This is a genomic window from Modestobacter sp. Leaf380, from assembly GCF_001424485.1.
In the GTDB taxonomy this organism is placed as follows: domain Bacteria; phylum Actinomycetota; class Actinomycetes; order Mycobacteriales; family Geodermatophilaceae; genus Klenkia.
In genome coordinates, this window is sequence record NZ_LMQC01000020.1 from 75,569 (window position 1) to 88,266 (window position 12,698).

The window sequence follows — 12,698 nt, forward strand, 5'->3', positions numbered from 1 at the left end:
GCGTGACCGCCGTCCCCACCGGACCGCCCGACGTCCACGCAGTTCCCCGCTCGCCGCTGCTGGCCGGTGCCGCCGTCGGCGTCCCCGGGCTCGGCTACGTGGCCCTCGTGCTCCTCCCGTGGCTGGCGGACGCCCCGTTCGTGCTGGGGGCCGGCCGGGGCGTCGGGTTCCTGGTCTCGGTCCTGGCGTTCACCGGGGCGCTGGTCGCGCTGGCGGTCAGCGGTGTCGCGCTGGTCCGGGGTGCCCAGCGGTCGGGCCGGACCGAGGCGTGGCTGCTCGTGGGCGCCACGGCGCTGCTGGTCGTGGGCTGGTTCCTGACGCCGGTGGCTCAGGCCCTGCTGGTCGCCCAGGTCGACTGACGGGTCAGAGGTCCGCGCGCACCCGGGCGGCGAGCACGTCGGCCAGGTGGGACTCCCCGCGCGCCCGGGTGCCCAACAGGCCCCAGCCCAGGTCGGCGGTCCACCGGCCCCGGCGCAGCCACGCCTCGGTGCCGGCCGCGGGCCGCAGCTCGGCCCGGGCGGCGGTGGCCACCTCGTTGAGGACGACCAGTGCGTCGTGCAGGGCACGGTCGTCCACCGTGCCCTCGTCCACCGTGCCCTCGTCCACCGTGCCCTCGTCCACCGTGCCCTCGTCCACCGTGCCCTCGACCAGGGCGCGGGCCCGGGCACCGGCGGTCGCGACGACGCCGGGCAGTCGGCGGCTGGCGGCCCGCGGGAAGAGCAGCAACCCGGCGGCCAGCGCCAGCACGATGCCGACGACGGTCTCGGTGAGCCGCGTGGTGATCAGCTCCAGGCCGCTGCGCTCGGGCACCCCGACGTGCACCAGCAGCAGCGACAGCGGGGTGATGAAGGAGACCGCCAGCACGTACTGGTGGGCCACCAGCAGCTCCACCCCGACCAGCAGCAGGCCCACCGCCAGCACCTCCAGCCCGACCGGCAGGTCGGCGGCGAAGAGCAGTGCGGCCACGCCCACCCCGACCAGCGTCCCGGTCACCCGGTGCCCGGCGCGGGCCCGGGTGTTGCGGGCGTCGGTGCCCAGCAGCACGGCCACCGCGGTGGTGGCCGCCCAGTAGGTGCTCGCCAGGCCCAGCGCGCCGGCCACCAGCCCGGCCGCGGCCACGCCGAGCCCGATGCGCAGCGACGTCCACACCCACGGCGGCACCGGGCGGACGGCGACAGCGGCCCCGCCCGGCGGGGGAGCGGGCGCGTCGCCCAGCGGCAGCTCGCGCAGGAACTGCTCCTCCAGGACGCCCAGCTCCGCCCGCAGCGAGGGACGGCGACGCGACCCGGCGGCGACGGCGGCGTCAGCCACCCGCACCGCCCGGGCGACGACGGCGGGCCGGGTCGACCGGGCCGCTGCGACCGCGGCCCGGGCGGCGGCCACCGAGCGGCGCTCGGGGCCGGCCGGGTCCCACAGCCACGGGAGCATGACGACCAGCCAGGCCAGGGTGGCACCGGCCGCGGCCGCCGCGACGTGCTCGGCCAGCACGGTGGCGTCGGCGCCCAGCGCGCTGGCGCTGCCGCCGACCAGGACGACGCCGAGGGGCCCCGGCGGTCCGACCCGGAAGTGCGCGGTGGCCGCGGTGGCGGCTGCGGCCAGCGCGCCGAGGGTCACCGACAGCAGCGCCGGGCTGCCGTCGGTCAGCCCGCCCAGCGCCACGGCCGCGACGACCACCGCCGCGCAACCGGCGACCACCCCGGCCCGCCGCCGGTACGGCAGCGACGAGCCGTAGACCGCCGTCAGCCCGCCCAGCGCCGCGGCGGACCCCAGGTCGGGGTGGCCCAGCGCGACGCCGAGCGCCAGCGGCACGGTGACCGACGCCGCGGCGGACAGCGCCTTGCGTCCGCCCGCGGCCCACAGTGCCGCCGCGGTGGGCGGCCGTCGGCCCAGCAGGTGCGGGACGGCGCGGCGGACGGGGGAGGACACCGGGTGATCCTCGCGGTCCCGGCGGCGGGTCGTCGCGGCCGCGGACCCGCTCACCGGAAGGCCGCGACGAGCCTCACGCTCAGCTGAAGCCGCTGACCTCGTGCGGCCGGTAGGGCTCCTCGAGCCGGGCGACCTCCTCCTCGGTCAGCTCCAGGTCGACCGCGGCGACGGCGTCGGCCAGGTGCGCGGCCTTCGTGACCCCGACGATCGGCGCGGTGACCACCGGCTTGGACAGCACCCAGGCCAGTGCGACCTGGGCGCGCGACACCCCGCGCTCGGACGCGACGGCGGCCACCCGGGCCACGATCTCGGCGTCGGAGTCGTCGGTGTACAGCTTCTGGGCGAAGGCGTCGTCCTGGGAGCGGGTGGTGCTGGCGTCGGCGTCCCGGGTGAGCCGGCCGCGGGCCAGCGGGCTCCACGGCAGCACGCCGACCCCGGCGTCCAGGCAGAGCGGGTGCATCTCCCGCTCCTCCTCCCGGGCGATCAGGTTGTAGTGGTCCTGCATCGTCACGAAGCGGTGCCAGCCGTGCTCACCGGCCAGGTGCAGGGCCTTGCTGAACTGCCAGGCCCACATCGACGAGGCGCCCAGGTAGCGCACCTTGCCCGAGCGCACCAGGGAGTCCAGCGCCTCCAGCGTCTCCTCGACCGGCGTCTCGGGGTCCCAGCGGTGGATCTGGTACAGGTCGATGTGGTCGGTGCCCAGCCGCCGCAGGCTGGCCTCGGCCTCGGCCAGGACCGCGCGCCGGGAGAGCCCCGCGCCGTTGGGCCCCGGGCGCATCCGGCCGTGCACCTTGGTGGCGATGACGACGTCGTCGCGGTCGACGGCCTCCAGCAGCAGCTTGCCGGTGATCTCCTCGGAGGAGCCGGCGGAGTACACGTTCGCGGTGTCGAAGAAGGTGATGCCGGCGTCGAGGGCGGCCCGCACGATCGGGCGGGCGTCGTCCTCGGCCAGGCTCCACCCGTGCCCGCCGCGGGTGGGCTCGCCGAAGCTCATCATGCCCAGGCAGATCCGGGAGACCTGCAGGCCGGTGGTGCCGAGTCGGGTCTGGTCCATGCCCCCACCCTGTGCCGGTGGCCCGCATCGGGCCACCGGGCAGCGGCAGCGGGTGTCAGCGGGCGAGCAGCCCGCCGTCCAGCGGGTAGTAGGTGCCGGTAGCGAAGGACGACGCGTCGCTGGCCAGCCAGGCGACGAGCTCGGCGACCTCCTCCGGCGTGCCCAGGCGGCCCAGCGCGTGCTGCGCCGCCAGCCCGGCGCGGGCCTCCTCGCTCATGGCGGACTCCAGCAGCGGGGTGCTGATGAACGCCGGGCCCACGGCGTTCACCCGGATCCCCTCGGTGGCGTGCGCGAGTGCCGCGGCCTTGGTCAGCCCGACGACGCCGTGCTTGGCGGCCACGTACGCCGGCGCCGTCTCGATGCCCACGGCACCGAAGACGCTGGCCATGTTGACGATCGACCCACCACCGCCGGCGAGCATCGCCCGCACCTCGGCGCGCACGCCGTAGAAGACGCCGTCCAGGTTCACCGACAGCACCTTCCGCCAGTCGGCGGTGGAGTACTCCTCGACCGTCTGCGCGGGTCCGCCGATGCCGGCGTTGTTCACCGCGACGTGCAGGCCGCCCAGCCGGGCGACGACGTCGGCGACGAGCGTGTCGACGGCGTCGGGGTCCGAGCTGTCCCCGCCGAAGGCCTCGGCCCGGCCACCGGCCGCGCGGACCTCCGCGGCAACGGCCTCGGCCCGGTCCTGCGCCAGGTCGGCCACCGCGACGGCGGCGCCGCTGCGGGCCAGGGTGAGTGCGACGGCCCGGCCGATGCCCGAGCCCGCGCCGGTCACCAGTGCGACCCTGCCGTCCAGTTCGTAGTGCACCACGTCTGTCCCCTCTCGTCCGGGAGCCGGTCGGCTCCCCTGTCAGGGGCAACCGGTCCGGCCCGCGGTCGAGGCCCGCGACCGGGTGTCAGATGCGACACCCTCGGGGTCCGGTGCGCGCGGTCGCGGGCGTCACGCCCCGGAAACCGGCCGGGAACACCCCGGGACGACGCTGTCGCACCCAGCCGTCCCGACCCGAGGAGCCCGCCGTCGACCGCCGTCCCGCCCCGGTGACCCCCTCGGTCGACGTCGACCTGCAGCACGCCACCCGGGCCTGCCCCAAGTCGATGACGTACGGGCCCTGCGGTGGCGTCGGGGACGACGGGACGTGCGAGGTGGCACCGGTCCCGTGCTCGTTCCTGCCGCTGCCCACCGTCCGGTGGAGCGGTGCCCGGGAGAGCCGCACGGTGCCCGAGCCGCACCTGCTGGCCCTGATGCGGCAGCGTCCCGTCGTCGTGGCGGACCTGCCCGCGGTCGCGCTGTCCCGGGACTCCCTGGAGCGGGCGGCCGACCGGGTCGTCGGCGCCGTCGACGCGGTCCTGCTCGGAGACCACGGCGCCGCCCGGGTGCAGTTCTCCCCGAGCTACCGGGCCTCGCTCGTGCAGGCCCGCGGGGTGCCCGTGTGGCAGGGCCTCAACTGCCGGGACCGCAACCGGGTGGCGCTGGAGGGCGAGCTCGCCGGGCTCGCCGACCTCGGCGTCGGTGCCGTGCACTGCGTGACCGGCGACCACACGCTCACCGGCGACCGGCCCGACGCCCAGCCGGTCTTCGACCTGGACTCCACCGCGCTGGCCGCAGCGGCGAAGGCCGCCGGCGTGCTGGTGTCGGTGGGGGAGACCCCGCACGGCCCGCCCGCGCAGCGCCGCGCCGAGCGGCTGCGCGAGAAGGTCCGGGCCGGTGCCGACGTCTGCTTCGTGAACCACGCCGGCTCGGTCGAGGCGCTGCGGGCCTTCGTGGAGGAGGCCGGCGACCTCGGCGTCGACGTGCCCTTCGTGGCCTGTGTGGCCGTCGCCACCGACCCCGGGTCGGCCGCCCAGCTGCGCCGGTTCACCAGCCTGCGGCTGCCCGCCGGGTACCTGGCCGGCATCGAGTCGGCGCCCGACCCGCGGCGGGCCGGCATCGCCGCGGCCATCGCCCTCGCCCAGGCCTACCTGTCCGTGCCGGGGGTGCGCGGCGTCGACCTGTCCGGCGTCCCCACCGCCGGCGCCGAACTGACCACCGCCGCGGCCCTGGCCGAGATCGGATGTGCACTGACGTGACGCTGTTGATGACCGGGGCCACCGACCTGGACGGACGCCACGTCGACGTCCGGGTGGACGGGGGAGTGGTCGCCGAGGTCGCCCCCGCGGGGAGCCTCGCGCCCCGTCCGGACGAGGAGGTGCACGACCTCACCGGGCACCACCTGCTGCCCGCCCCCGCCGAGCCGCACGCCCACCTGGACAAGGCGCTGACCAGCCACCGGGCGCCCAACGCCACCGGTGACCTGGCCGGTGCCATCGTGGCGATCCGGCAGATCGCCGACGCCTTCACCCACGAGGACCTGGTCGACCGGGCCACCCGCGCCGCGTACGAGTACCTGGCCAACGGGACGACGGCGATCCGCACCCACGCCGACGTCGGCGCGCACTCGGGCACCCGGCACGCCCGCGCCCTGGTCGAGGTGCGCGAGGCCCTCGCCGGGCTCGTCGACGTGCAGGTCGTCGCCCTGGCCAGCGCACCGTGGGGCCCGGGCGAGGCCGAGGAGAACGCCCGCCTGCTGGAGGAGGCCGTCGACCTCGGCGTCGACCTGGTCGGTGGGGCGCCGCACATGTGGCCCGACCGGGTCGCCGGGTTCGAGATGTCCTTCGAGGTGGCCCGCCGCCGGGGCCTCCCGCTGGACCTGCACACCGACGAGACCCTCGACCCCACCGCGCAGGGCCTGCTGCACCTGGCCCAGCGGGTCCGGGCCACCGGGTTCGCCCACGGCGCCACCGCCAGCCACTGCGTCTCCCTGGGCGTGCACCCCCTCGAGGTCGCCCGGGCCACCGCGGCCGAGGTCGCCGCGGCCGGGGTCGGTGTCGTCGCGCTGCCGCAGACCAACCTCTACCTGCAGGGCCGGGACGCACCCGTGGCGACACCGCGCGGGCTGACCGCCGTCCGCACGCTGCTGGAGGCCGGGGCCACCGTCGGGGCCGGCGGGGACAACCTGCGCGACCCGTTCAACCCGATGGGCCGCGCCGACGCCACCGAGGCCGCCTCGCTGCTGGTGACCGCCGGGCACCTGTCCACCCGGGAGGCCTGGGACGCGGTGTCGGCCGGGGCCCGCCGGTGCATGGGGCTGCCGGTGCCCGCCGTCGCCGTCGGGTCGGTCGCGGAGTTCCTCGCCGTCGAGGCGGAGAGCCTGGACGCCGCCGTCGCCGGGGCCGGGACCGCCCGCGTGGTGGTGTCCCGGGGCCGGGTGGTGGCGAGCAGCAGGGTGCAGCGGGTGTACCCGGGAGCCGGTGTGTCCCAGTCGTGACCAACCGGTCGGCTGCGTTCACCGATGGCACACGCAGGCGAAACAGACCCCGCGCAAGGTGACCTCGTCGCGCCGATCACCCGGTCGTGGCACCGATCCCACCGCGACCCACCGCGGTCCACCGAGCACCCGGAGGTGCCCGTGAGCGCACCAGCACCCACCGCCCCGTCCGCCGTCAGGAGCGCCGTCCCGAAGGGGCACGGAGACCTGGTGCTGCGCTTCCGTGACGTCGCCAAGGCCTTCCCCGACGGCACCGTCGCCCTGGAGGGCGTCGACCTCGACGTCCGCCGCGGTGACTTCGTCACCGTCGTGGGCCCCTCGGGCTGCGGCAAGTCGACCCTGCTGCGGATCGCCTCCGGGCTGTCCCCGGCGACGTCGGGCACCTCGCAGGTCGACGCGAAGCGCATCGGCTACGTCTTCCAGGACGCCACGCTGCTGCCCTGGCGCAGCGTGAAGAAGAACGTGGAGCTGCTCGCCGAGCTGCACGGGTTGAGCAAGACCGCGACGCACCAGGCCGCGCTGGACGCGATCGAGCTCGTCGGGCTGCGCGGCCACGAGAAGAAGCTGCCGCGGGCGCTGTCGGGCGGCATGAAGATGCGGGCCTCGCTGGCCCGCTCGCTCACCCTGGACCCCGACCTCTTCCTCTTCGACGAGCCCTTCGGCGCGCTGGACGAGATCACCCGCGAGCGCCTCAACGACGAGCTGATCCGGCTCTTCGCCAGCAAGGGCTTCGGCGCGCTGTTCATCACCCACTCGGTGAGCGAGGCCGTCTACATGTCGACCAAGGTGCTGGTGATGTCCGGGCGCCCGGGCCACATCGTGGACACCTTCGAGGTGCCCTTCGGCCCCGACCGCACCCCCGAGCTCCGGTTCACCCCCGAGTTCGCCGAGCTCGCCGGCAAGGTCTCCCACGCCCTCCGCGAGGGGCACTCGTGACCACCACCGCGCACTCTCCCGAGGAGACCCTCGTGACCGCCACCGTCGACACCCCGCCCACCGCGCCGACCGCCGACCCGGTGCTCACCGGCGCCGGCACCGCGCCGCTGGTGAAGCGGTCGGGCAGGGGGCGCAAGCGGGTCACCGACTCGTTGCTGCCGATCGCGGTCTTCGCCGCGCTGATCGGCGTCTGGTACGCCATCACCTACCTGGTGCTGGACCCCGGCCGGCGCTTCCTCATGCCGGCGCCGCACACGATCATCACCGACGCCCTCTTCGACGGCCCGACGATGGACAAGGTCCTGCCGGCGCTGGGCCGCTCCATCGTCGTCACCTTCACCGGCCTGGCGATCGCCATCGTCATCGGCATGGTGTGGGCCATCGCGATGAGCCAGAGCCGGCCGGTCGAACGGTCGCTGTTCCCCTACGCCGTCGCCCTGCAGTGCATCCCGATCCTGGCCCTGGTGCCGCTCATCGGGTTCTGGTTCGGCTACGACTTCCCGTCCCGGGTGATCGTCTGCGTGATGATCTCGCTGTTCCCGATCGTGTCGAACACGCTCTTCGGCATCCAGTCGGTGGACCGCGGCATGCACGAGCTCTTCACCCTGCACAACGCCAGCCGCACCACCCGGTTGCTCAAGCTGGAGCTGCCGGCCGCCATGCCCGCGATCTTCGCCGGGTTCCGCATCTCCGCCGGCCTCTCCGTCGTCGGCGCCATCGTCGGTGACCTGTTCTTCAAGCAGGGCGACCCCGGCCTGGGCATCCTGCTGGACAACTTCCGGGCCCGGCTCCAGGGCCAGGAGCTCTTCCTGACGATCATCGTCACCGCCGCCCTGGGGTTCGCCGTCTTCGGCCTCTTCGGCTGGCTGGCCAAGGTCGCCGTCGGGCGCTGGTACGACCAGTCCCGCGACGCCGGCTGACCTCCGCCCCGCCCCACCCGCCCGGTCTCCGGGGCCGCCGGCACGCGGCCCCGGAGACCGGTGCTGCCCAGACCCGGCCGCCACGGCCGTCGCACCACCCTCCCCGCAGCACCTCCCGCACCGCCCCGCACCACCGGGTCCGCGCACCGCCGCCGGCCCCGACACGACCCCCCGAGCCTGAGGGGCCGTGCCTCTCCCACCCCTAGGAGCACGTGTGCGCATCACCCGGACGACGTCGGCCCTCGCGGCCACCGCCCTGCTGGCCCTCTCCCTCGCCGCCTGCGGCAGCGACGACAGCGACTCGGCCGCGGCCGGCCCCTCCGGCGAGGTCGGCAGCAACGACCTCGCCGCCGCCGGCTGCCCCAGCAACATCGTCGTCCAGACCGACTGGAACCCCGAGTCCGAGCACGGCGGCCTCTACGAGTCCCTCGGTGACGACTACGTCGTGGACGCCGGCAGCAAGACCGTCAGCGGCACCCTCATCGACTCCGAGGGCGAGAGCACCGGCGTCACCCTGGAGATCCGCGCCGGCGGCCCGGCCATCGGCTTCCAGACCGTGACGGCGCAGATGTACACCGACACCGACATCAACCTGGGCTACATCGCCACCGACGAGGCCATCCAGCTCTCGGACAGCCAGCCCACCACCGCGGTGCTGGCCCCGCTGGAGATCTCCCCGACCATGATCATGTGGGACCCGGCGACCTACCCCGACGTCACCTCCATCGAGGAGCTCGGCGAGGCCGGCACCACCGTGCGCTACTTCGAGGGCTCGGCCTACATGGCCTACCTGACCGGCGCCGGGATCCTGAACAGCGACCAGGTCGACGGCTCCTACGACGGCACCCCGGCCGGCTTCGTCGCCGCCGCCGGTGAGGTCGCCCAGCAGGGCTTCGCCTCGGCCGAGCCGTTCATCTACAAGAACGAGGTCACCGACTGGGGGAAGGACGTCGAGTACCAGCTCGTCTACGACGCCGGCTTCCAGCCCTACCAGTCCTCGATCTCGGTGCGCTCCGACGACCTCGAGGGCATGTCGGACTGCCTGACCGCGCTCGTCCCGATCATGCAGCAGGCCGACGTCGACTACCTGGCCGACCCGGCCCGGGCGACCTCGATCATCCTGGACCTGGTCGAGCAGTACGACACGGGCTGGGTCTACTCCCAGGGCGTGGCCGACTACTCGGTGGAGACCCAGAAGGAGCTCGGCCTGGTCGGCAACGGCCCCGACGACACCCACGGCAACTTCGACACCGACCGCGTCGACACCCTGATCGAGCAGACCACGCCGATCTTCACCGAGCAGGGCAGCGCCCCCACCGACGGCATCACCGCCGACGACCTCGTCACCAACGAGTTCATCGACGACTCGATCGGCGTCCCCGCCACCTGACCGACAGCACCGCCGGCGACGGCCCGTCGTCCCCCGCGCGGGGGACGGCGGGCCGTCGCCGTGACGGGCGATCGGCCCGCCCACACCCCCCCCGAACCGATCAGTGCGTGCCTGGTGCGCAGTCCGCGACCGGAGTGCGCACCCAGCACGCCGTGGTGCGTGGTGGCGGTACTGCGGCCGAGCGCGGTGGCGGTCAGGCGGCGAGCGGGACGCCGACCGCGCGCAGGACCACCGACGCCGCGTTCCGGCCCGAGGCGCCCCAGACGCCGGCACCGGGGAAGGTGCCCGCGCCGGTCAGGTACAGCCCGCGCACCGGGGTCTCGTAGCGGGTGAGCTCGCGGTCCCGACCGACCAGCGCGGCCAGCGGTCCGCCGGAGAACGAGGGGGCGTAGCCGCGGGCCATCGAGAAGTCGCGCTCGTAGTCCTCCGGCGTCACCACCCGCCAGCGCCGGACGGCGTCGGCGAACCCGGGGGCCAGCTGCGAGGCGTAGGCGTCCAGCCAGCGCCGGGGCTCGGCCGAGCCGGTCCAGCCTCCGGGCAGCGCGTACGGCGTCCACAGCACCTCGAGGCTGAACACGTGGTCCTCGCCGACCCGCATCGTGGGGTCCAGCACCGACGGGGTGTTGGCCAGCATCATCGGGCGCTGCGCGACCCGGCCCGCGGGCAGCAGGTCGAAGGCGGCGGCGATGCCGGCCAGCCCGGTGGAGACCGTCGTCGTCGGCACGCCGGGGTCGAAGGGGCCGACGGTGGACCGCAGGGCCTCGATGCCCGGGTGCCGGGGCAGCTCGCCGACGACGGCGTCGATCTTGGACTCGTACCCGTCGGCCAGGGGGCGGGCCGACCAGCGGGCCACCATCTCCCGCGCCCCGGCCGGGGCCGAGCCCAGCCAGTTGACCAGTGCGTCCCGGGGGTCGACGGCGCACACCACGGTGCCGGCCTCGACCAGCTCGCCGTCGGTCAGCCGCACCCCGCGCACCCGCTCGCCCTCCAGCACGACCTCGGCCACCCGCGCCCCGGTGCGCACCCGGCCGCCGGCGGCGACCAGCGCGGCCTCCAGCGCGTCGGGCAGCGCACCGGACCCGCCCTCGGGCCGGCCGATGCCGACCAGGTGCCGCATCGCCATGCCGGTGGCGCCCAGCCCGGTGCCGGGGGTGCCGTGCGTGACGCCCCAGACGGCGGGTCCGGTGGTGAACGCCCCCGCGATCAGCGACTCGTCGGTGAAGTACCGGGCCAGCACCTCACCGACGCTGCGCCGCGACCAGTCCAGCAGCCGGGGGAGCGCGGCTGCGCGCCGGTCGGCCAGCCGGCGGAGCACCGCACCCGGGGTGGGCGGGGCGGAGGTGAGCTCGGTCAGCAGCCGGGCGACGGGGGTGGCCGCACGCAGGTAGCGCCGGTACCCCTCGACCTGGGTGGGGTGGGTGACGGCGAGGGCGTCCAGGGTCCGCTCGACGTCCCGGAACTGGACGAACGGCGCCGCGGCGGGGGCGTCCCAGGTGACGTGCAGCGCCTGCGGGTCGACATCCAGGTAGCGAAGCCCGTGTGCGGCGAGGTCCAGCTCGGCCGCGATCGACGTCGTCCGGACCATCGTGTGGTCGCAGTTGCAGGTGTTCACCCGGGCGCCGAGCGCGTCGACGGTGGAGGCGCAGCCGCCGGTGGAGTCCCGCGCCTCCAGCACCAGCACGTCCAGCCCCGCGCGCGCCAGGTAGGCCGCGCAGACCAGCCCGTTGTGCCCGGCCCCGACCACCACGACGTCCGTCATGGCCGCACTGTCGCGGTCGGTCGTGTCAGGCCGGTTCCGTCGGCGTCACGCCCGCGTGGACCGCCGGGCGAGCAACGACGTCAGGTCTGCCACGACGTCGCCCTCGTCCCGGCTCACCAGCTCGCCGTCGCGCACCACCACCCGCCCGCCGACGACGACGTGCCTGGGGCGCCGGCCGGGGGAGGCCCAGAGCAGCCCGGCGACCGGGTCGGCGACCCCGGCGTCGGCCACCCCGGTGACGTCCCAGCAGACCAGGTCGGCCCGTGCGCCGGGGGCGATCCGGCCGAGGTCGGGGCGGCCCAGGCCGTCGGCGGAGCCGGTGGTGGCCCAGCCCAGCACCTCGCGGGCGGTCACCGGCCGGCCGACGAGGGGGGCGACCTGCATGGCCAGGCGGGCGTCGGCGAGCAGGTGACCGCCGTCGTTCGAGCCGCCGCCGCTGGTGCCCAGCCCCACGGCGACCCCGGCGTCGGCCAGCGCGGCGGCGGGAGCGATGCCCCAGCCCATCGGCAGGTCGCAGCCGGGGGCGTGGGTCGCGGTGACCCCGCTGGCCGCGACCCGGCCCAGCTCGCCCGGGGTGAGGTCGCACAGGTGGGCCAGCGTGACGTCGGGGGCCAGCCAGCCCCACTCCTCGAGCAGCTCCAGCGGACGTCGTCCGTACCGCTCCAGGGCGATGACCACGTCGACCTGCTCGTTGGCCTGGGTGCGCCGGCGCAGCCCGCGGGCGGCCGCGACCTGCGCCATGAGCGCGAACGTCTCGGGGGAGTCCGAGTGCACCCCGGCCGGGCCGACGGCGACCTGCACGACGCCGTCGGCGGTGACCCCGCCGTGCGGGACCAGGGCCGCGGCGACCGCGTCGGCCGAGGCGGCGGCGGTCTCGGCGTCGTCCCGGGCAGAACCCCGGACGAACGCCACCCGTGCGCCCAGGTCCCGGGCCGCCTGCACGGTCGCCGACGCCAGCGCGACGCCGTCGCCGGTGGAGGCGGGCCAGGTCAGGTGGTGGTCGGCCACGGTGGTGACGCCGGACAGCAGCGCCTCGGCCAGCCCGGCCGACGCGGCCGCGTGCCCGAGCTCGGGGTCGACGCCGACCGCGTCGTAGGCCGCGGCCATGGTGGGCAGCCACTCCCGCATCGGCACGCCGCGGGTGCCCGGCAGCGTCCGGAACGCGGTCTGCAGCAGGTGCGCGTGGGCGTTCACCAGCCCCGGGGTGACGACGCAGCCGCGGGCGTCGAGCACCTCCCCGCCGTCGACCGGGACGGCGGAGACGGTGCCGTCGGCGGAGCACCAGACGTCGCCGGCCACCTCCCCGGCACTGGTCGTGACGACGAGGGCACCGGTGACCGTGAGCACGCGGTCGACCCTGACACCGCGGTGTTACGGCAGCGCAACGCGGCCCACCTACGGTCCG

The 12,698-nt window shown here is 75.7% G+C and carries 10 protein-coding genes and 1 pseudogene; 6 read left to right on the forward strand and 5 right to left on the reverse strand.

Annotation, left to right across the window (positions count from 1 at the left end):
• Positions 1-2: 2 nt before the first annotated feature.
• Positions 3-359, forward strand: coding sequence for a hypothetical protein (locus ASG41_RS15745; RefSeq protein WP_056297008.1), 357 nt, complete (start codon positions 3-5; stop codon positions 357-359).
• A gap of 4 nt (positions 360-363) precedes the next feature.
• Here ASG41_RS15745 and ASG41_RS15750 read toward each other — a convergent pair whose 3' ends face one another.
• The 3 genes from ASG41_RS15750 to ASG41_RS15760 all read right to left on the reverse strand — a co-directional run bounded on the left by ASG41_RS15750 (position 364) and on the right by ASG41_RS15760 (position 3,794).
• Positions 364-1,926 (reverse strand): FUSC family protein, encoded by a 1,563-nt coding sequence (locus ASG41_RS15750; protein WP_056297010.1) that lies wholly within the window; start codon positions 1,924-1,926, stop codon positions 364-366.
• Positions 1,927-2,005: 79 nt separating this feature from the next.
• A complete protein-coding gene (locus ASG41_RS15755) occupies positions 2,006-2,980 on the reverse strand; it encodes an aldo/keto reductase (RefSeq protein ID WP_056297013.1) in 975 nt (324 codons plus the stop codon).
• 55 nt (positions 2,981-3,035) lie between these two features.
• Positions 3,036-3,794, reverse strand: a complete 759-nt coding sequence (locus ASG41_RS15760) for an SDR family NAD(P)-dependent oxidoreductase (protein WP_056297017.1) — start codon at positions 3,792-3,794, stop codon at positions 3,036-3,038.
• Positions 3,795-4,021: 227 nt separating this feature from the next.
• On the opposite strand from ASG41_RS15760, the gene ASG41_RS15765 reads away from it, so the two are divergent.
• The 5 genes from ASG41_RS15765 to ASG41_RS15785 all read left to right on the forward strand — a co-directional run bounded on the left by ASG41_RS15765 (position 4,022) and on the right by ASG41_RS15785 (position 9,534).
• Entirely contained in the window at positions 4,022-5,050 is a 1,029-nt protein-coding gene (locus tag ASG41_RS15765) for a methylenetetrahydrofolate reductase C-terminal domain-containing protein (protein ID WP_056297020.1), read from the forward strand.
• Positions 5,047-6,288, forward strand: coding sequence for an amidohydrolase family protein (locus ASG41_RS15770; RefSeq protein WP_200939007.1), 1,242 nt, complete (start codon positions 5,047-5,049; stop codon positions 6,286-6,288). Before ASG41_RS15765 ends, ASG41_RS15770 begins: the two co-directional genes overlap by 4 nt.
• Positions 6,289-6,498: 210 nt before the next feature.
• Positions 6,499-7,224, forward strand: coding sequence for an ABC transporter ATP-binding protein (locus tag ASG41_RS15775; protein ID WP_235564842.1), 726 nt, complete (start codon positions 6,499-6,501; stop codon positions 7,222-7,224).
• A gap of 32 nt (positions 7,225-7,256) precedes the next feature.
• On the forward strand, positions 7,257-8,144 hold the full coding sequence (locus ASG41_RS15780) for an ABC transporter permease (protein WP_082557061.1): 888 nt from the start codon (positions 7,257-7,259) through the stop codon (positions 8,142-8,144).
• A gap of 214 nt (positions 8,145-8,358) precedes the next feature.
• Positions 8,359-9,534: a hypothetical protein gene (locus ASG41_RS15785; protein ID WP_056297028.1), complete on the forward strand. Its 1,176-nt coding sequence runs from the start codon at positions 8,359-8,361 to the stop codon at positions 9,532-9,534.
• Positions 9,535-9,727: 193 nt separating this feature from the next.
• Here ASG41_RS15785 and ASG41_RS15790 read toward each other — a convergent pair.
• Both ASG41_RS15790 and ASG41_RS15795 read right to left on the reverse strand, forming a co-directional pair.
• Positions 9,728-11,299, reverse strand: a pseudogene (locus ASG41_RS15790) (phytoene desaturase family protein); the annotation flags it as partial.
• Positions 11,300-11,338: 39 nt separating this feature from the next.
• Positions 11,339-12,640 (reverse strand): amidohydrolase family protein, encoded by a 1,302-nt coding sequence (locus ASG41_RS15795; RefSeq protein WP_056297038.1) that lies wholly within the window; start codon positions 12,638-12,640, stop codon positions 11,339-11,341.
• Between the last annotated feature and the right edge of the window lie 58 nt (positions 12,641-12,698).